The sequence below is a fragment of the Caulobacter sp. BE264 genome, assembly GCF_031457805.1.
Lineage (GTDB): Bacteria > Pseudomonadota > Alphaproteobacteria > Caulobacterales > Caulobacteraceae > Caulobacter.
The window spans coordinates 915,487-932,689 of record NZ_JAVDXI010000001.1 but is presented as its reverse complement, the minus strand read 5'-3'; the positions used below and the strand labels follow the sequence as shown (position 1 = coordinate 932,689).

Genomic DNA, 17,203 nt, shown 5'->3' with positions numbered 1-17,203 from the left:
CCTGCTTCGGGGCGTTCTGCATTGCGCGGCTTGGCCGCTGGCCAGCTCAGCGGCTGTTTAGTAGATGTCTTCGAGGTTCATTTCCTCAAGCGCGTCCTGCACGGCGTTGGGCGCTGTTCCGCGACGATCCACGCCCTGGAAGTCGTGGTCAATCCGCCGGCGTCGGCACGGTCCGAAGTACTCGCTGGCCCGAACGAAGGGGCGAGGATTGTTCACGATCTCGTTGATGCGGTGCATCACGCCGCGCGCTGTCAACGGCTTGGCGAGGAACTCCGTCACGCCGGCCATCCGTGCTTCATTCAAGGTGCGCTGCGTGGCGTGACCGGTCATCATGATGATCGGCACAAAGTGGTTCGGGCTGGCCGTCGACGTGCGCACCCAACGGATAAACGCCAGGCCATCCACCGGCTGCATCATCAGGTCGGTGAAGATGATGTCGATTTCCTGGGTCTGAAAAATCTTCAGGCCTTCGAGACCATCATTGGCTTCGCGAATCCGACGGAAGCCGGCCGCCTTCAACATCGTGCCGACCAACTTGCGCATGTTCGCGTTGTCGTCGACCAACAGGACCGACACATCGCGGAAATCCATTCCCTCCACAAAGCGCCTCCCTCGTCATCGTGAATTCGGGCCGTGAAATCTTGGCGGCTGGAGTCGAGGAAACATCGGATTGAGTTGATAGAGTCTTTCAACCGTCCCTTGGGACTCGAATTGGGGCGGTGAATCGCGCGTTGAGAATAAAATGCCGTGTCTTATCTTACCATTTTGAGTGGTGCTTCTGGGGTTCCGATCATCAAAGCGCGAAAAAGGCCGCCTACCAGGTGGTAGGCGGCCTCTTCTACAGTCGACTTGTCGACTTTGGTCTATCGATTGCCGGGGCGCTGGCCCGGAGCGGTATCGTCCTGAGGTAGCATGCCGCCGCGTCCGACGTTCCCGAGCAGCTGCTCGAGAATGGTCATCTCGCGACCACGGGTCGGCGTCTCGCGACCGTTATACGCGATGACCTTTCCGTCCTGCAGCGTGTAGGTGTCCACCGAGGCGACCTTCTCGTCTGCCGGGTTGAACTTGATCGCCACGACATCGCGCTTGATCACGCGGGGCATGTAGAAGGCCACACGATCCGTCGTTTGCGAGATGTAGTACCAGGTGTTGCTGTCGAAGGTCGAAACCGCCGACGGCGAGCCAAGCTTCTCCATGAGCGTGGACTTGCTGTCCTCACCGACTTTCATCTCGGCCGGCTTGGCCTCGATGGCCTGGAATCCGGAGTAGCTTGTCAGCGGCGTACACGCCGAGGAAGCGAGCGCCAAGGCCAGAGCGGCGGCGGCGAAAACGGCGGGGCGAGACATCAAGGCTCCGAACCGGAAAAATGCAGACTTTGACCTATCGCCCGCGCGGGCTTAGTTCAATGCCCGCGTGAAGGCGGACTCCGCGGATAGCGGGATGTCGCGGCGAAATCGAGGCGTTTGAATGTTTCTGGACAGGTGGCTGAAGCCGAGACCCGCCAAGCTGGCGGGGGGCAAGCTCTATGCGTCTGCAGTTGGACAGGCCCGATCCGCGACGTTCTATCGCGACTACGGTGTCCGTGACTCGATGGAGGGGCGCTTTGAGCTCTTCAGTCTTCACGTCATTTTTTTGATCGAGCGCTTGAAGGGGCAGGGCGATGCGGCGGCCGAGACCTCGCAGGCTGTCTTCGACGCCTATGTTAAGGGGCTGGACGACGCGTTTCGCGAGATCGGCGTTTCCGACACCTCCGTTGGCAAGAAGATGAAGAAGCTTGCGGGCGCGTTCTACGGCCGGTTGAAGGCCTATGACGAAGCGGTCGAAAGTCTTCCGGACGTGGTTGCGACCCGCGAACTTATGGCGCGGACCGCGCTGGAAGAACGCGGGGAGGGCGACGCCGCGGCCCTGACCGCCTATGTGACAAGAACGCGCGAAGCGTTGGCGGCTCAGCCGCTGGACGCCTTGCTGCAAGGAGATGTGACTTGGCCAACCCCGTGAGCGCCCCCTGGCCCTGCGAGATTTCTTTGTCTCAGGTGGATCGCGGCGCGGTCAGCCTGCGGCTCGAGCCTTCGGCTGATCAGCGGAAGGCGATCGCCAAGCAACTCGGCTTGGTCAGCCTCGAGGCGCTCAGCGCCGAGGTTTATCTCGCGTCGTGGCTCGACGGCGCCAGCATCTCCGGTCTGCTCCGCGCTCGGGTCGTCCAGACCTGCAGCGCAACGGCGGACGACTTCGAGACTCCGATCGATGCGCGTTTTTCCTTGAAGGTCCTTCCTGCGAACAGCGAGAACGCGCCGCAGGAGGAGTTCGGTGACTTGGGCGCGGATCCCGAGGGCGACGACCCGCCGGATGTGCTGGAAGGCGAAGCGATCGATGTGTCGGGCTATGTCGTCGAGCATCTGGCTTTGGAGTTGGATCCGTTTCCCCGCAAGCCCGGCGCGGTCTTCGTCCAGCCGCCGGAGCCGACGGAAATCTCGCCTTTCTCGGCCTTGAAGAGTCTCAACCTCAAGCGCGAGGAAGACTGACGTCGCCTGGGAACGGATCGCGGCGATGGGGCCGTGAGACGCCTCTTGAAGAGTTTGGCCCAGCCCGTGCGGGCGGGATTAGGTCCGACTCGCCTGCTTGCGTGATAATCACGCGGATGTATCGTCCGCCGCTTCAAGGGCGGCGCGACCGCCTGCCGGAGCTCACAGCGCCACGTGTCACAATCCCTCGTCATCTCCGTCGACGCCATGGGCGGCGACCACGGCCCTTCCATCGTTGTCCCCGGGATCGCTCAAGCACTGAGAGCTCTTCCAGGCGTGCGCTTCCTGCTGCACGGCGATAGCGCCGCGATCGAGGCCGAACTGGCGAAGTGTCCCGCCGCCAAGGCCGTGAGCGAGGTTCGCCACTGCGACAAGGCGATCAGCATGGACGAGAAGCCTGCCCAGGCCATGCGCCGGGGCAAGGGCTCCAGTATGTGGAACGCCGTTGAAGCCGTTCGCGAGAACCAGGCCCAGGCCTGTGTGTCCGCCGGGAACACCGGCGCCCTCATGGCGATCTCCAAACTAATCCTGCGTATGGGCGCCGAGTTGGAGCGGCCTGCGATCGTCGCCAACTGGCCGACCATGAAGGGCGTCACGACCGTCCTGGATGTCGGCGCCAATGTGGAAAGCGACGCTTCTCAACTGGTGGAGTTCGCCATCATGGGGGCGGCGTTCCACCACGCTGTCCATGGCGCGAAGCGGCCCACCGTCGGGCTTTTGAACGTGGGCTCCGAAGACCAGAAGGGCCATGAGGAGGTGCGTGAGGCGCACGCTATTCTCCGCGAAACGACGCTCGATTTTGACTACCACGGTTTCGTCGAGGGCAACGATATTGCTCACGGGACGGTCGATGTTGTCGTGACTGACGGCTTCACCGGCAACGTCGCCCTGAAAACCGCCGAGGGGTTGGCGCGCTTCTTCTCGAACGAGATCAAGTCGACCTTGACCTCAGGGCCGTTGGCCATGTTGGGCGCTCTGATCGCTTCGGGCGCGTTGAAGAAGATGCGCCACCGCCTGGACCCCAGCCGCGTGAACGGCGCGCCATTGCTCGGCCTGAACGGGATTGTGGTGAAGAGCCATGGCGGCGCGGACGCCAACGGCTTCGCTTCGGCGATCCGGGTCGCGACGAACCTCGCGCGCAGTGATTTTCGCGCGGAGATCGATAGAAATCTCAAGCGCCTGACCGCTACGGCGGCGACGACCAAGTCCGAGGACGGGCTGGGGTCTGGCGCTGACGCCCAGGGAGCGGCCGAGTGAGCGTAGTGCGAAGCGTTGTAACGGGCGTCGGCGCCTATCTGCCGCCTAAGGTCGTGACCAACGACGACCTCGCCAAGTTCGTCGACACCAGCGACGAGTGGATCGTGGAGCGGACTGGCATTCGCCAGCGCCACCAGGCGGCTGACGATCAACCTGTGTCGGATTTGGCCTTCGAGGCGGCCAAGGAAGCGCTGGCGGCGGCGGGCAAGACCGCAGCCGATGTTGACCTGATCATCGTGGCCACCACGACGGGCGACCTGACGTTCCCGGCCACCGCCACGATCGTTCAGCGCAAGCTCGGCGCGCCGGTGGGTGTCGCCTTCGACGTCCAGGCCGTCTGCTCGGGCTTTGTCTACGCCCTGAGTGTCGCTGACGGCTTCGTCGCGCGCGGCCACGCCAAGTGCGCCCTGGTCATTGGCGCCGAGGCGATGACCCGCCTCATGGACTGGAGCGATCGCGGCACCTGCGTTCTGTTCGGTGACGGCGCCGGGGCCGTCGTGCTCGAACCGGGCGAAGGGGAGGGCACGACCGAAGATCGCGGCATGCTCGGCTTCGCCCTGCGCGCGGACGGGACCAAGCAGGACCTGCTCTATGTCGACGGCGGACCGTCGACGACCGGTACGGTCGGCAAGCTGCGCATGCTGGGCAATCAGGTGTTCAAGCACGCGGTCGTCAATATCTCTGAAGCGATCCGAGCCGCCGCTGAACAGGCTGGCGTCGCGGTCGCCGACGTCGATTGGTTCATCCCGCACCAGGCTAACCAGCGCATCCTTCAAGGCGTCGCCCATCGCTGTGGCATCGATGAGGAGAAGGTCATCTCGACCGTGGCGATCCACGCCAACACCTCAGCCGCCTCGATCCCGCTGGCCTTCGCGCACGGGATCAAGGACGGCCGAATCAAGAAGGGCGACCTGCTGCTTCTCGAGGCGATGGGCGGCGGGCTGACCTGGGGCGCCTGCGTCATCCGGCTATAGGTTGATCCGAAGTCGATATCGCCTTGCGCGATCCTCTGTCAGGGCATGAACTCCTGGCGTTGAGTCTTTGACTTCATGCGGTAATCGCGGCATGAGGTCGTCGGTGAACCTAAGCGCGGTTAGTTGAGGGCGACCGCGCGGCTACAGGGTTCGCCGCGAGTGCTCCATCTAGAGCGGCCGCTTGGTCGCAGCGATACGCGTGAAGGGGGTTGCATGAAGGGCGCTACTTTGACCCGAGCCGACCTGTGTGAGGCGGTTCATGAGGAAGTCGGGCTGACCCGCCAAGATTGCGCGGGGCTGGTCGAGCGCACTCTCGATCTCGTCGCCGAGGCGCTGGAGCAGGGTGAGACCGTCAAGTTATCGGGTTTTGGCGTCTTTCAGGTTCGCGCCAAGCGCGCCCGCATGGGTCGCAACCCCAAGACCGGTGAACCGGCCGAGATCGAACCCCGTCGCGTGATCGGTTTCAGGGCTTCACAGGTCATGAAGGCGCGTATCGACCGCGCTTTGGGCGACTAGGGACTGTTTGCGGTGGCGAAGGGACCTAACGCCTTCCGCACGATCTCAGAGGCCGCCGAGGAGCTTGGCGTGCCGCAGCACGTGCTTCGCTTCTGGGAAACGAAGTTTTCTTTCATCCGACCGATGAAACGCGCCGGCGGACGCCGGTTCTATCGCCCTCAGGACATCGCTGTGCTCAACGGCGTCCGCGCCCTGCTGCACAGCGAAGGCTTGACGATCAAGGGCGTCCAGAAGTTGCATCGGGATCAAGGTCTGGCGCACGTCATTGCCGCAGGTCTGGGTTCGAACGGTTCAGCGAGCCTGGACTCCGACTTTGACTATGAGGCGCCCCGAGAAGAGGCGGCCCGGGTCGATGAGCGGCGTGATCGATTGGCCTTCGCGCTAGCCGACCTTACCGCCATCAAATCTCGTCTCGACGGACTTTTGGCGCGCGGTTGATTTCTGCCCAAATCGGTGTTGCCCAAGGCAGGAGCGGCGCCTATAAGGGCGCTCCTTCCGCGTCGGAGCGTGGCGCAGCCTGGTAGCGCACTTGACTGGGGGTCAAGGGGTCGCAGGTTCGAATCCTGTCGCTCCGACCATTTCCTTCGGGAAAGCGTGGAAGATGAAAGGCCGCCCGCAAGGGCGGCCTTTTTCTTATGCGATGCTAGCGCACGCCGGTGTCGAGAGGCTGGTCAGCCTTGCCCATCCAGCTGATGAGCGGGATCACCGGCAGTATCCAGCCCATACCCAGGGCCACGAAATAGACCAGATGCACGAAGCGGTTCTGCGGCAAGTGGTCGTACAGGCTAGTGAAGATCCAGATCCACGCGAACAGAATCACCATGACGCCGATCGAGCCGATCAGCTTCCGCAGGCGGGCGGGAATCAGGCGGGGTGGATTTGAGGGGGCGTTCACGTAGGTCTCCGAACGAGGCCAAGGATGGCCAGGAACAGGATCGCGCCGACACTGGACACGATCAGCTCGCCGACGAACCCGGCCAGATGTAGGTCGATCCGCGAGGCGATGAAGGCTCCGATGAATGAGCCGACGACGCCGATCAAGAGCTTGATGAACAGCGAGTGGCGGCGGGCCAGGACGATATCCGCGATCCACCCCGCCAGAATGCCGATCACCGCGGCCGCGAAAACCCCCATTCCGCTCATCGATCGCTCCGCAATGTCCGCACTTGCGATCTTTCGCACGAAGCGATGGCCCCGTCATGTCGGGCCACAGAGAGATTGATGCAGTCCATTCTCAGGCGTAGGGAAGGAGCCGCCGCAATTCGGCCCAGAAGTGACGCTTTTCCGACCCCATGACGTCTTTCCTGCGTTCAGACCGCTCGCGCCCGGTCGCGATCTGGCTCTTCATCGTCGCCGCCATGGTGTTCGCCATGGTGGTGGTGGGCGGGGCGACCCGCCTGACGGACTCTGGCCTCTCGATCACGGAGTGGAAACCCATCATGGGTGCTCTGCCGCCCATGTCGGAACAGGCCTGGCGCGAGAGCTTCGAGCTCTACAAGCAGATACCGCAGTACCAGCTGGTGAACCCCGACATGTCCCTTGAGGCGTTCAAGGGCATCTTCTGGTGGGAATGGGCGCATCGACTCCTTGGGCGCGTTGTCGGCATGGCCTTCGCCATTCCGTTTGTCGTGTTCCTGATCCGCAAGGACATCCCCCGGCGCCTGATCTGGCGTTGCGCAGCCATGTTGGGGCTGGGCGGTCTGCAGGGCCTAATCGGCTGGTGGATGGTCTCCAGCGGGTTGTCGGAGCGCGTATCCGTAGCTCCCGAGCGGCTGATGACCCATCTGGGCTTGGCCCTGGCGCTTTTCGTCGTGCTGATCTGGACGGCGTTGGACGCCTGGAACGGATCACCGCGCGTCGAGGAGCGTAGCCCCTGGCGGGTGTGGGCGTTGGCCTTTCTGGGCGCGGTGTTCTTCCAGAGCCTGCTCGGGGCGCTCGTCGCCGGCAACGATGCGGGATTGGTTTATAATGACTGGCCGTTGATGAACGGACGCTGGTTCCCAAGCGATTATGTCGGCGCGGGCTTCTGGGGCACGCTGGCCCACAGTCAGGCGGCGGTCCAGTTCAACCATCGGATTTTCGCCTACGCGCTCCTGGTCGCGGCGATTTTGATGGCGGTCGTGGCCAAGCGTGACCGGCTGTTGGTCGCCGACGCCAAAGGGATCGCAGTCGCCGTGGCCGTCGTGGTCTGTCTGCAGGCGGTCCTGGGCGTCTGGACTCTTGTCGCGGCCGTGCCCATCAGCCTGGGCGTTGTGCACCAGGCCGGCGCTGCAGTGTTGCTGGCGGTGGCGACTTCCTTCGCTTGGCGTGTCCGCCGCCCGTAAGGGCGTCGGCGCCACGAGCAAGGCCCGCGACGCCGCAAGGGGGCTAGGCCTTAACGGTGGCCCAAGGACCGCTGATCGCCAAGGTGATGCCGGGCGACTGAACATTGACGAACAGCGTCGTTCCGTCCGGCGAGAAGCATGCGCCGGCGAATTCGGAATTCCCGGCGAAGACGTTGCGCCCGAGGGTGTAGACCTTCCCGCTAGGCGTCACGCCGCGCAGATGGTTGCGTAGCGTGTCCGAATACCGGTCCTCGCAGATGATGAGGTGGCCCCAGGGCGCCACTGTGAGATTGTCGGCGTAGTCCAGTACGCGATCGTTCTGACTTTCGACGAACAGTTGCAGCTTGCCCGGCTGATCCTTCTCGCCGACCTGTCCCTCCGCAGGGGAGGGAACATAGCGGAAGATCTGCCCCGAGCCGGCTGCGCCACCGGCCGTGGCCGTAAAGTAGACCTCGCCCGCGCCGAAGTGGACCCCTTCGCCCCGCGAGAAGATCGCCGCGCCCGCCCGATGGCCTCGACGTCGTAGATCGTCATAGGGGTTGTCTACGCCATCGAGGTCGATCCAGCGGACCGCCTTCCAGCCCTTGATGGGGAAGCTTTTCTCCTCCTGGTTCCGCGTATCGCCGCCTTCCTGTGCGTCGACGAGGCCAAGAGCCTGGAGGCGGCCACCCGCCGCGAGGTTGCGCCGGTCGTGGGGCAGGAACCGGTAGAACAGGCCGTCGGCCAGGTCCTCCGTGAGGTAGACGACGCCCGTTCGGGGATCAATGCAGGCCGCCTCGTGCTTGAACCGGCCAAGTCCCTTAAGCGCGACCGGCTCAACCAGCCCGATGTGCGCGGAGGGGACCTCAAAGACATAGCCGTGATCCTTGCCGACCTCGAGGCCAGCCTCCAGGGTCGTTTCTTCGCAGGTGAGCCATGAGCCCCACGGGGTGACGCCGCCGGCGCAGTTCACGATGGTTCCAGCCAGGCTCATGTGCTGACGCTCAGTCTGTCCGGTCTTGAGATTGTAGAGCTGCGTGGTCGTGCCGCCGGGCAGGGGGACTTCACCGTTCTGGAAGTCCCACACGCGTTTGCGGTCGATCCGATCGATCAGTCGTTGGGAAAGACCGAACGGGCCGTCATGGATGTCGCTGACGGACAGTTCGTGATTACGAACAAGTAGAACCTTGTCCTCGCCCGCCGCGAAACAGCCCATGCCGTCGAACTTTCCGGGGACTAGAAGACCGTCGTTCATGGTCTCTCCCGCCTGAGCGATCACGCGATAGCGGAAGCCCTGTGGCAGATCGAGCAGGCCCTTGGGATCCGCGATGAGCTCGCCGTAACCCTCGACCTCGTTCAGGTAGGTTTCAGCCTCTACGGCCTCATCCTGGGCCCGGACAGAAAAGCCGCTGAACGCCAGGCTGGTGGCGGCGGCTCCGAGGAAGCTTCTGCGGGAAAAGGCCATGGTCGAGGTCCGTGGAGCTGTTGATGGCATGCCTATGCCGAAGGTTCGTGACGGTTCGAACACAGCAATACGGTATTATAATACCGCGTTATATAAGTTATTGTAATTGCATAACTTTGTAAGTTTCTGGCTGTGCGGTTGTTGACAGCGCCTGACGCCTCCCGTACATGCCGCGCCTCACACGGACGAAACCGGTTTTCTCGGGTTCGGACGCCCAGAAATTACGGATCAATCCCATGCAGAAGATCACGGCTTCCTTGAAGCCAGCCGAGGTCGAGAAGAAGTGGATCGTGGTCGACGCCGAGAACGCCGTTGTTGGTCGTCTGGCTTCGTTCATCGCCATGCGTCTTCGCGGCAAGCATCGCCCTGACTACACCCCGCACGTCGATTGCGGCGACTTCGTCGTCGTCATCAACGCCGACAAGGTGAAGTTCACCGGCAAGAAGCTGGACGACAAGGTCTACTACCGTCACACCGGTCACCCGGGCGGCATCAAGGAAACCACCCCGCGCAAGGTGCTGGGCGGCAAGTTCCCGGAACGCGTCCTGGAGAAGGCCGTCGAGCGCATGCTGCCGAAGGAAAGCCCGCTGGCTCGCAAGCAGCTGACCCACCTGCTCATCTACAACAACGGCGAGCACCCGCACCAAGCGCAAAACCCCGAAGTCGTCGACTTCGCCGGTCGCAACGCCAAGAACATCCGGAGCCTCTAAGCTATGACTGACGCTCAAGGCTTTGACGCGCTGGCCAGCCTGTCCAGCAACCCGGAAGCTGCCGCTCCGGCCGAACCCAAGATCGACGCCCAAGGCCGCGCCTATGCGACCGGCAAGCGGAAGAACGCGATTGCCCGCGTCTGGATCAAGCCGGGCAAGGGCTCGATCACGATCAACGGTCGTGATCAGGAAGTCTATTTCGCCCGTCCGGTGCTGCGCATGATGATCGCTCAGCCGCTGGAAGTGACCGACCGTCTGGGTCAATTCGACGTCGTCGTGACCGTCGAAGGCTCGGGCCTGTCGGGTCAGGCCGGCGCCATCCGCCACGGCCTGTCGAAGGCTCTGACCTACTATGAACCCGGCCTGCGCCCGGTCCTGAAGCCGCACGGCTTCCTGACCCGCGACAGCCGCGTCGTTGAGCGTAAGAAGTACGGCAAGGCCAAGGCCCGCCGCAGCTTCCAGTTCTCGAAGCGCTAATCGCGACGATTACGTCTATGGGAAGGGGCGCTTCGGTTCGGCCGAAGCGCCCTTTTTCTTGTTCTGTCTCTAGTTCGGATTGGAGTCCGCCATGGCGAACGCTCCCAAGGTCTTCATCGACGGCGAAGCTGGCACGACCGGCTTGCAGATCCGCGAGCGCCTGATTGGCCGCACCGACCTGCAACTGGTTTCGATCGATCCGACCAAGCGCAAGGACGCCGACACCCGGGCCGAGATGCTGAACAGCGCCGACGCCGTGATTCTCTGTTTGCCCGACGACGCGGCCAAGGAAGCCGTCTCGCTGGTGAGCAACCCGACCACTGTGATCATCGACGCCTCGACGGCCTACCGGACGGCCGAAGGATGGGCGTACGGCTTTCCGGAGCTGGACAAGGAGCAGCGCGGCAAGATCGCCGCCTCGAAGCGGATCTCCAATCCGGGCTGCTACCCGACGGGCGCCATCGCTCTGACGCGACCGCTCGTGTCGGCGGGGATCCTCCCGCCCGAACTGCCGGTCTCCTATAACGCTGTCTCGGGCTACAGCGGCGGCGGCAAGGCGATGATCGCCGAGTTCGAGGACGAGAGCGCCGCCAACTTCACCAAGGTCCCGTTCCGCATCTACGGCCTCTCCCAGGCCCACAAGCATGTCCCAGAGATGCAGAAGCATGGCGGACTGCTGACCCGTCCCTTCTTCGCCCCGGCCGTCGGGCGCTACCTCCAAGGCATGATCGTCGAGATGCCGCTGCACTTCGCGACGCTGCACGGTGTCCCGTCGCTCGGAGCGATCCACCAGGCCTTGGCCGACCACTACGCCGGCGAGCGGTTCGTGGAGGTCGCATCGCTGGATGAGGCCAAGGCCATCACGACCCTCGACCCTGAAGGTCTCAACGGAACCAACCGCCTCAAGCTGTTCGTCTTCGGTTCGGACACCAGCGGTCAGGCCCGCCTAGTGGCCTTGCTCGATAATCTCGGCAAAGGGGCCTCCGGCGCAGCGGTTCAGAACCTGAATATCGCACTCGGCCTAGACGAAGCGGCCGGCCTCTAGGCGCTCAAGCCCGCCAGCGATAGTGGCCGGCGGGCTTGTGCAGCTTGAAGCGCCATAACGGCTCCTCCCTGACGCCCTCGCCGATATTGTGCGCCACCCGCACATGATCCGGACCGCTGAGCGCAACGCCGAGATGCGGGCGGCCGCCCGTCAGCCTCCAGGTCAGGATATCGCCAGGCGCGACGTTTTCGAACGCGTCGCCGCCCAAAAGGCGAGGGGCGCGCAGGGCCAGTCGGGCGTTCTGGCGCGCGAGAAACACCTCGAGATTCAAGACTCGCCGATGATCTATGTTGGCGTCCGGGGAATTCAGTCCCCATTCGCGGCGTGACGGATACGCGTCGAACGCCGCTTTCATGTCCTCATGCACCCGCTGCTGCAGATCGACGCCCCAGGCGTCACGCGCAGCCCGGATCAGCACGTCCGAACAGACGCCGCTCGTACGCAGGACATCGCCGTTCGGATAACCTATGGAGCGGTAGCTGGCGTCGTAAGCCAGCGTCACGCCGATCTGAGCACGCGCCGCGACCGCCAGTTTGCGCCCTGCGTCCTGAATCGCCGCACGGCCGACGCCAGCCCGCGTCAGCGCGGGCGCTGCGGCGAGCATGGCCAAGGCGGTTCGGCGGTCGACGGTGAGCATGGCGCGGAAGCTTGGCCACGATCCTGGCGACTTTTGGGCGAACCGAGTTCGTTTGAGGCGATACGGAGCGCGGTTCTTGATAAGCGCTACGGTTGTGACTTTACGAGCACAAACGATCCCGGTGCGTCCTCCAACGGTTTCAACTTGCCCTTGGCCGGATCGCGGGCCGGAACCTGCTCGCCCGAGAGCGCCTTCAGCCACTTCGACCAGTGCGGCCACCAAGATCCCGGATGCTCCTGCGCGCCCGCGATCCATTGTGAGACATCGGTTGGCAGCTGATCATTGGTCCAGTGCTGGTACTTCTTGGCGTCAGGGTGGTTGATGACCCCGGCGATGTGGCCAGAGCCCGCCATGGTGAAGGTCACCGGACCGCCGAAAGCCTTGGCCCCGCGATAGACGCTGCGGTACGGGGCGATGTGGTCGTCCTTTGAGGACTGCACATAGATCGGGATCTTGACCTTCGAGAGGTCCAGCCGCTCACCGCCCAGGCTGAGCTTGCCGGTGGTCAGGGCGTTGTCCTTGTAGAAATTGCGCAGATAGAAGAGATGCAGCGCCTTTGGCATCCGCGTCTGATCGGCGTTCCAGAACAGGAGATCGAACGGGCGCGGCTCCTTGCCCATCAGGTAGTTGCTGACGAAGAACGACCAGATCAGGTCGTTACCGCGCAGGGCGTTGAAGGTGTCGGCCATCGACTGGCTGGGCAAGAAGCCGCCCGCCTGGTCCATCTGCTGCTCGATCGACTGCAGCCATTCTTCGTTGGTGAACAGCAACAGGTCGCCGGCCTCGGCGAAGTCCTGCTGGGCGGCGAAGAAGGTGGCCGAATTGATCCGCTTGTCACCGCGCGCGGCCATGTGCGCCAAGGCGACCGAGAGCAGGGTGCCGCCGATGCAGTATCCCACGGTGTTGACCCGATCGACCCCGCACTGCGTCATCACCTGCTGAGCGGCGTCGTAGATGCCCTCGAACATGTAGTCTTCGAAGGTCTTTGCCGCGAGCTTCTGGTCCGGGTTGACCCAGGAGGCCACGAACACCGTGAAGCCCTGGCCGGTCAACCAGCGGATCATCGAGTTCTCGGGCCGCAGATCCATGATGTAGAACTTGTTGATCCACGGCGGGAAGATCAGCAGCGGGATCTCGCACACCGTGTCCGTGGTCGGGTCGAACTGCAGCAGCTGCAGGATGTCGTTCTGATAGACGACCTTGCCCGGCGCAGTCGCCACGTTCTCGCCGACTTTGAACTTGGCCAGGTCCGTCTGACTGATCGCCAACTGGCCGCCGCCGCGCTCAAGATCGGCCGCAAAGTTCTCCATGCCGCGCACCAGGCTCTGCCCTTGTGTCTGGACGACTTCGCGTAGGGCGGCCGGGTTCGAGATCAGGAAGTTCGACGGTGAGAACGCGTCGGTCAGCATCTTGGTGAAGAACTCGACCCGGCGCTTGGTGGCGGGGTCGACCCCGTCCACCTCGGCGATCAGGCCGTTGAGCCAATTCGACGACAGCAGGTAGGATTGCTTCATCAGGTCGAACATGGGGTTCGACGCCCAGTCGGGGTCGTTGAACCGCTTGTCGCCCGCGGCCGGGGCGACCACCGGCGCGACGTCTTCGCCAGCGGCGCGACGCGCTGCGGTCTGCCACAGCTCCATGTACTGGCCAAAGAGGTCAGCCTGGGCTCGCATCAATCGGTCAGGTTGCGCCGCGAGCCGCGTCATAACCTCGTTCAGGGCCGGGGCCACGTGGAACGGGTCGGGCGTCAGGGCGGCGGGACGGTCGGCTTGGCGCAGCGCCGCCTCGGCGATCGCGCCCTGAGCGGTGACGGCCGCGCGCGCGAGATTCGCTGACAGGGTCTCAACCATCTTCAACTGGTCTGGCGACAACATTGACTCAAACGGCGGGAAGGGCGCTGCCTCCGCTCCTGGCGGCGGCGGCGCAGCGCGCGGCGAATCGCCTTGGGGCGGAGTTTGGGTGGCTTCGGGCTTGCCGTTTGCTTTGGCGGGCTTGGCGGCGGCTTTAGGTTTTGTGGGCACCTTGTTGGTCTTGACGCCCTCATCGGCCTTTGACGCGGCCTTCTTGCGAGCCTTGGGGGCGGCCTTCGCCGTGGCCATGAGGTTTCCTCCGCGAGTCCAAAGCCGGTTCGAGAAAAGCGCTGAACGCCTTTCACTCGCCGCGATCATCGCATAAGACCAGAAACAAGATGAACGGCGAAACCCGCAAAATCGTGCGCATGGGTCTGATCCTCGGCTTCGCGGCCGGAGCGACCGCGTGCGCCAGCCCGTTCTCATCCGGCCAGGTCGACCCGAGTTCTCCGGTCGCGGCGGCCGCGACAGCGGCAGCTAAGGTCAAGGGGCCCCGCCGGAAGTTCGCCGACATCCCCGCTATTCCGACGGACGTGCCGACGGTTGATCAGATTCGGGCCAGTGTCGTGCAGCAGCAAGCCGCGGGCGCGGCGCTGAACAAGGCGACCGCGCCGAACACTTGGGAGCTCAAGGACTCCGAGTCGTACGCCGCCAGGGCGCGCCGGGACGCTAACCCGCCGGCGCTCGCCGCGCCGACCGAAGCCGACCGCGCAAACACCGAAGCCTTCGCCCGCGCAGCCCGCGGCCGAGCTAGCGCGCCTCCGTCCCAGCCCCAATAGGGCGACGGAGGCATAATCTTCCTTTAGCTGGCTTGGCTTGGCCCCGCTTGGGGTCTATCCATGCCCGACTTTCGCTCCCAAAGCGCCGAAGCGGCGCATAGAGCCCTCATGAGCACCGATTTTCACCGTATCCGCCGCCTCCCGCCTTACGTCTTCGAGGAGGTCAACAAGATCAAGGCCCGGCTCCGCGCCGAGGGCACTGACATCATCGACTTCGGCATGGGCAATCCCGACATGCCGACGCCGCAGCATATCGTCGATAAGCTGATCGAAACTGCGCGCGACCCCAAGGCCGGTCGTTACTCCGCCTCGAAGGGCGTGCCCGGTCTGCGCAAGGCCATGGCCAACTATTATGGTCGACGGTTCGGTGTGAAGCTGAACCCGGACACCGAGGTCATCGCCACGCTGGGCTCCAAAGAAGGCTTCGCCAACCTGGCCCAAGCGCTGACGGGGCCGGGCGATGTCATTATCTGCCCGAACCCGGCCTATCCGATCCACGCCTTCGGTTTCATCATGGCTGGCGGAATCATCCGCCACGTGCCCGCGCTGTCGCCGGAGGAGTACCTCTCCAACATCAGCCGCGCGGTGAAGCACTCGGTGCCGCCGCCCAGCGTGCTGATCCTGTCCTACCCGTCGAACCCGACCGCTCAGTGGGTGGACCTGGATTTCTACAAGGACGCCGTCGCCTTGGCGAAGAAGCACGACCTGCTGGTCATCAGCGACGTCGCCTATGGTGAGATCTATTTCGACAACAATCCGCCGCCTTCGATCCTGCAGGTCGACGGGGCCAAGGACATCGCCGTCGAGGTCAATTCGCTGTCCAAGACCTATGCCATGGCCGGCTGGCGGGTGGGCATGGTGGTCGGTAACGCCCGCATCTGCGCGGCCCTGGCCCGGGTGAAGTCCTATCTCGACTATGGCGCCTACACGCCCGTGCAGGTTGCCGCCGCGACCGCCCTGAATGGTCCGCAGGATTGCGTCGACGAGATCCGAGGAATCTACAAGAGCCGCCGCGACACGCTGATCAAGTCCATGAAGTCTGCGGGGTGGGACATCCCGAACCCGCCGGCCTCGATGTTCGCCTGGGCCAAGATTCCCGAACCCTATCGCGAGGCCGGCTCGATGCTGTTCTCGCGCCTGCTGATCGAGGAGGCCGGCGTCGCCGTCGCTCCGGGCATCGGCTTTGGCGAGTATGGCGAAGGCTATGTGCGGATCGGTCTGGTCGAGAACGAGCACCGGATCCGTCAGGCCGCGCGCAACGTGAAGAAATTCATCGCCAACGCCGACTCCATCCTGGCCAAGGCCCACAACAAGATGGAACAGGCCTAAGACGGCTGCGTCGGACGGCGTAACGAGGATTCGAAGATGACGAACAAGACCTGGCGCATCGGCGTCGCCGGCCTGGGCACGGTTGGCGGCGGTCTCCTGCAGTTCCTGGCGGAACGGCCCGGCTTCGCGCCGGCTGGTGACCAGGCGGTCGTGACGGCGGTGTCGGCCCGATCGAAGTCGCGGCCGCGCACGGTCGACATCTCGAATCTCGTTTGGTTCGACGATCCGGTGGCCCTGGCCGCTTCGCCGGACATCGACATCTTCGTCGAGCTGGTCGGCGGTTCGGATGGTCCGGCCAAGGCCGCCGTCGAGACCGCGCTGAAGGCCGGCAAGCCGGTGGTCACGGCCAACAAGGCGCTGATCGCCGAGCACGGTTCAGAGCTGGCCGCCCTGGCCGAGGCCACCAACACGCCCCTGCTGTTCGAAGCAGCGGTCATGGGCGGCGTCCCGGCGGTGAAGATGATGCGCGAGGCCCTGGTGGGCGACGACATCATCTCGGTCGCCGGCATCCTCAACGGCACCTGCAACTTCATCCTGTCGGAGATGGAGAAGACCGGTCGCTCGTTCGCCGACGTGCTGCGCGAAGCTCAGGGCTTGGGTTACGCCGAGGCTGATCCGACCATGGACGTCGGCGGTTTCGACGCCGGACACAAGGTCAGCATCCTGGCGGCTCTGGCCTTCGGCTGCGCGCCGAACTTCGCCGCCGCCGAGATCGAGGGCATCAGCGAAGTCGACCTCCTCGACATCAAGCTGGCCAAGGATCTGGGCTACCGGATCAAGCTGATCGCCGGCGCGGCCAAGTCCGAAGACGGCGTCGCCGTGAAGGTGCACCCTTCGCTGGTGCCGCTGGATCATCCGCTGGCCCAGGCCGGCGGCGCGCTGAACGCCCTGTTTATCGAGGGCAAGCGCATCGGGCGGATCTTCCTGCAAGGACCGGGCGCAGGCGCGGGGCCGACCGCGGCGGCGGTCGCGGCGGATATCGCGGACGTGATGACCAAGGCGGTGCGCCCAGTGTTCCAGGCGCCGGCTGGCGACCTTAAGCCCTTCGTATCGATCGATCCGTCCAAGGCGGTCGGCAAGGCCTATCTGCGCGTGATGGTGCAGGATCAGCCGGGCGTCATCGCGGCGATCTCGGAAACCCTGGCCGAATGCGGCGTGTCGATCGACAGCTTCCTGCAGAAGCCCGTGGAAGGGGCGGGCGGGGTGCCGATCGTGCTCGTTACCCATGCGACGCCGGAATCGAACCTCCTGGACGCGATTAGCCGCATCGAAAAGCTGCAGACCGTGCTAGAGCGTCCCCGCCTTCTGCGCGTCGCGCGCATCTAACGACCCGAAAAAT

20 protein-coding genes and 1 tRNA gene are annotated in these 17,203 nt (G+C 64.1%); 14 read left to right on the top strand and 7 right to left on the bottom strand.

What is annotated here, in order from left to right:
* Positions 1 to 57: 57 nt before the first annotated feature.
* Both J2X45_RS04530 and J2X45_RS04525 read right to left on the bottom strand, forming a co-directional pair.
* Positions 58 to 600, bottom strand: coding sequence for a response regulator (locus J2X45_RS04530; RefSeq protein ID WP_310211742.1), 543 nt, complete (start codon positions 598 to 600; stop codon positions 58 to 60).
* Between the two features lie 263 nt (positions 601 to 863).
* Positions 864 to 1,346 (bottom strand): outer membrane protein assembly factor BamE, encoded by a 483-nt coding sequence (locus J2X45_RS04525; RefSeq protein ID WP_310211740.1) that lies wholly within the window; start codon positions 1,344 to 1,346, stop codon positions 864 to 866.
* Between the two features lie 121 nt (positions 1,347 to 1,467).
* Between J2X45_RS04525 and J2X45_RS04520 the strand changes: the two genes are divergently transcribed.
* The 7 genes from J2X45_RS04520 to J2X45_RS04490 all read left to right on the top strand — a co-directional run bounded on the left by J2X45_RS04520 (position 1,468) and on the right by J2X45_RS04490 (position 5,847).
* Positions 1,468 to 1,998, top strand: coding sequence for a ubiquinol-cytochrome C chaperone family protein (locus tag J2X45_RS04520; RefSeq protein WP_310211738.1), 531 nt, complete (start codon positions 1,468 to 1,470; stop codon positions 1,996 to 1,998).
* On the top strand, positions 1,983 to 2,522 hold the full coding sequence (locus J2X45_RS04515; protein ID WP_310211734.1) for a DUF177 domain-containing protein: 540 nt from the start codon (positions 1,983 to 1,985) through the stop codon (positions 2,520 to 2,522). Before J2X45_RS04520 ends, J2X45_RS04515 begins: the two co-directional genes overlap by 16 nt.
* A gap of 174 nt (positions 2,523 to 2,696) precedes the next feature.
* The gene (gene plsX / locus J2X45_RS04510; protein ID WP_310211729.1) at positions 2,697 to 3,779 is read left to right on the top strand and encodes a phosphate acyltransferase PlsX; all 1,083 of its coding nucleotides are present in this window, start codon (positions 2,697 to 2,699) and stop codon (positions 3,777 to 3,779) included.
* A complete protein-coding gene (locus J2X45_RS04505) occupies positions 3,776 to 4,753 on the top strand; it encodes a beta-ketoacyl-ACP synthase III (protein WP_310211726.1) in 978 nt (325 codons plus the stop codon). Before plsX ends, J2X45_RS04505 begins: the two co-directional genes overlap by 4 nt.
* Positions 4,754 to 4,966: 213 nt before the next feature.
* Positions 4,967 to 5,269 (top strand): integration host factor subunit alpha, encoded by a 303-nt coding sequence (locus tag J2X45_RS04500; RefSeq protein WP_096051474.1) that lies wholly within the window; start codon positions 4,967 to 4,969, stop codon positions 5,267 to 5,269.
* 12 nt (positions 5,270 to 5,281) lie between these two features.
* Complete coding sequence (locus J2X45_RS04495) at positions 5,282 to 5,707, top strand: MerR family transcriptional regulator (RefSeq protein WP_310211720.1); 426 nt, start codon at positions 5,282 to 5,284, stop codon at positions 5,705 to 5,707.
* A 63-nt stretch (positions 5,708 to 5,770) separates the two neighbouring features.
* Positions 5,771 to 5,847, top strand: a tRNA-Pro gene (locus tag J2X45_RS04490).
* A 65-nt stretch (positions 5,848 to 5,912) separates the two neighbouring features.
* On the opposite strand, the gene J2X45_RS04485 is transcribed toward J2X45_RS04490, so the two are convergent.
* Both J2X45_RS04485 and J2X45_RS04480 read right to left on the bottom strand, forming a co-directional pair.
* On the bottom strand, positions 5,913 to 6,164 hold the full coding sequence (locus J2X45_RS04485; RefSeq protein WP_310211716.1) for a DUF2842 domain-containing protein: 252 nt from the start codon (positions 6,162 to 6,164) through the stop codon (positions 5,913 to 5,915).
* Positions 6,161 to 6,412: a GlsB/YeaQ/YmgE family stress response membrane protein gene (locus J2X45_RS04480; RefSeq protein ID WP_310211714.1), complete on the bottom strand. Its 252-nt coding sequence runs from the start codon at positions 6,410 to 6,412 to the stop codon at positions 6,161 to 6,163. The genes J2X45_RS04485 and J2X45_RS04480 overlap by 4 nt, the downstream gene beginning before the upstream one ends.
* 149 nt (positions 6,413 to 6,561) lie before the next feature.
* Here J2X45_RS04480 and J2X45_RS04475 point away from each other — a divergent pair, with 149 nt between their 5' ends.
* Positions 6,562 to 7,593, top strand: coding sequence for a COX15/CtaA family protein (locus tag J2X45_RS04475; RefSeq protein WP_310211712.1), 1,032 nt, complete (start codon positions 6,562 to 6,564; stop codon positions 7,591 to 7,593).
* Positions 7,594 to 7,636: 43 nt separating this feature from the next.
* On the opposite strand, the gene J2X45_RS04470 is transcribed toward J2X45_RS04475, so the two are convergent.
* Positions 7,637 to 9,037: an alkaline phosphatase PhoX gene (locus J2X45_RS04470; protein WP_310211709.1), complete on the bottom strand. Its 1,401-nt coding sequence runs from the start codon at positions 9,035 to 9,037 to the stop codon at positions 7,637 to 7,639.
* A 236-nt stretch (positions 9,038 to 9,273) separates the two neighbouring features.
* Between J2X45_RS04470 and rplM the strand changes: the two genes are divergently transcribed.
* The 3 genes from rplM to argC all read left to right on the top strand — a co-directional run bounded on the left by rplM (position 9,274) and on the right by argC (position 11,269).
* A complete protein-coding gene (gene rplM / locus J2X45_RS04465; RefSeq protein WP_310211705.1) occupies positions 9,274 to 9,747 on the top strand; it encodes a 50S ribosomal protein L13 in 474 nt (157 codons plus the stop codon).
* Positions 9,748 to 9,750: 3 nt separating this feature from the next.
* Positions 9,751 to 10,224, top strand: a complete 474-nt coding sequence (gene rpsI, locus J2X45_RS04460; RefSeq protein WP_004624294.1) for a 30S ribosomal protein S9 — start codon at positions 9,751 to 9,753, stop codon at positions 10,222 to 10,224.
* Positions 10,225 to 10,315: 91 nt separating this feature from the next.
* Positions 10,316 to 11,269 (top strand): N-acetyl-gamma-glutamyl-phosphate reductase, encoded by a 954-nt coding sequence (gene argC / locus J2X45_RS04455; protein WP_310211700.1) that lies wholly within the window; start codon positions 10,316 to 10,318, stop codon positions 11,267 to 11,269.
* Between the two features lie 4 nt (positions 11,270 to 11,273).
* On the opposite strand, the gene J2X45_RS04450 is transcribed toward argC, so the two are convergent.
* Both J2X45_RS04450 and J2X45_RS04445 read right to left on the bottom strand, forming a co-directional pair.
* Complete coding sequence (locus tag J2X45_RS04450; RefSeq protein ID WP_310211698.1) at positions 11,274 to 11,906, bottom strand: DUF1287 domain-containing protein; 633 nt, start codon at positions 11,904 to 11,906, stop codon at positions 11,274 to 11,276.
* A gap of 86 nt (positions 11,907 to 11,992) precedes the next feature.
* Complete coding sequence (locus J2X45_RS04445) at positions 11,993 to 14,005, bottom strand: class I poly(R)-hydroxyalkanoic acid synthase (RefSeq protein ID WP_310211696.1); 2,013 nt, start codon at positions 14,003 to 14,005, stop codon at positions 11,993 to 11,995.
* Between the two features lie 89 nt (positions 14,006 to 14,094).
* Between J2X45_RS04445 and J2X45_RS04440 the strand changes: the two genes are divergently transcribed.
* From J2X45_RS04440 to J2X45_RS04430, 3 genes are all read left to right on the top strand, one after another.
* A complete protein-coding gene (locus J2X45_RS04440; RefSeq protein WP_310211694.1) occupies positions 14,095 to 14,535 on the top strand; it encodes a hypothetical protein in 441 nt (146 codons plus the stop codon).
* Between the two features lie 108 nt (positions 14,536 to 14,643).
* Positions 14,644 to 15,864 carry an LL-diaminopimelate aminotransferase gene (locus J2X45_RS04435; RefSeq protein WP_310211692.1) on the top strand — a complete coding sequence of 407 codons (1,221 nt, stop codon included), beginning with the start codon at positions 14,644 to 14,646 and terminating at the stop codon, positions 15,862 to 15,864.
* A 36-nt stretch (positions 15,865 to 15,900) separates the two neighbouring features.
* Complete coding sequence (locus tag J2X45_RS04430; RefSeq protein ID WP_310211690.1) at positions 15,901 to 17,190, top strand: homoserine dehydrogenase; 1,290 nt, start codon at positions 15,901 to 15,903, stop codon at positions 17,188 to 17,190.
* The last annotated feature ends 13 nt before the right edge of the window (positions 17,191 to 17,203 follow it).

What these genes read in the sequence shown, in the direction of transcription:
- J2X45_RS04525 (WP_310211740.1), bottom strand. Translation starts at nt 1,346, where the DNA reads ATGTCTCGCCCCGCCGTTTTCGCCGCCGCCGCTCTGGCCTTGGCGCTC.
- J2X45_RS04520 (WP_310211738.1), top strand. Translation starts at nt 1,468, where the DNA reads ATGTTTCTGGACAGGTGGCTGAAGCCGAGACCCGCCAAGCTGGCGGGG.
- J2X45_RS04500 (WP_096051474.1), top strand. Translation starts at nt 4,967, where the DNA reads ATGAAGGGCGCTACTTTGACCCGAGCCGACCTGTGTGAGGCGGTTCAT.
- J2X45_RS04480 (WP_310211714.1), bottom strand. Translation starts at nt 6,412, where the DNA reads ATGAGCGGAATGGGGGTTTTCGCGGCCGCGGTGATCGGCATTCTGGCG.
- J2X45_RS04475 (WP_310211712.1), top strand. Translation starts at nt 6,562, where the DNA reads ATGACGTCTTTCCTGCGTTCAGACCGCTCGCGCCCGGTCGCGATCTGG.
- J2X45_RS04470 (WP_310211709.1), bottom strand. Translation starts at nt 9,037, where the DNA reads ATGGCCTTTTCCCGCAGAAGCTTCCTCGGAGCCGCCGCCACCAGCCTG.
- rplM (WP_310211705.1), top strand. Translation starts at nt 9,274, where the DNA reads ATGCAGAAGATCACGGCTTCCTTGAAGCCAGCCGAGGTCGAGAAGAAG.
- rpsI (WP_004624294.1), top strand. Translation starts at nt 9,751, where the DNA reads ATGACTGACGCTCAAGGCTTTGACGCGCTGGCCAGCCTGTCCAGCAAC.
- argC (WP_310211700.1), top strand. Translation starts at nt 10,316, where the DNA reads ATGGCGAACGCTCCCAAGGTCTTCATCGACGGCGAAGCTGGCACGACC.
- J2X45_RS04450 (WP_310211698.1), bottom strand. Translation starts at nt 11,906, where the DNA reads ATGCTCACCGTCGACCGCCGAACCGCCTTGGCCATGCTCGCCGCAGCG.
- J2X45_RS04445 (WP_310211696.1), bottom strand. Translation starts at nt 14,005, where the DNA reads ATGGCCACGGCGAAGGCCGCCCCCAAGGCTCGCAAGAAGGCCGCGTCA.
- J2X45_RS04440 (WP_310211694.1), top strand. Translation starts at nt 14,095, where the DNA reads ATGAACGGCGAAACCCGCAAAATCGTGCGCATGGGTCTGATCCTCGGC.
- J2X45_RS04435 (WP_310211692.1), top strand. Translation starts at nt 14,644, where the DNA reads ATGAGCACCGATTTTCACCGTATCCGCCGCCTCCCGCCTTACGTCTTC.
- J2X45_RS04430 (WP_310211690.1), top strand. Translation starts at nt 15,901, where the DNA reads ATGACGAACAAGACCTGGCGCATCGGCGTCGCCGGCCTGGGCACGGTT.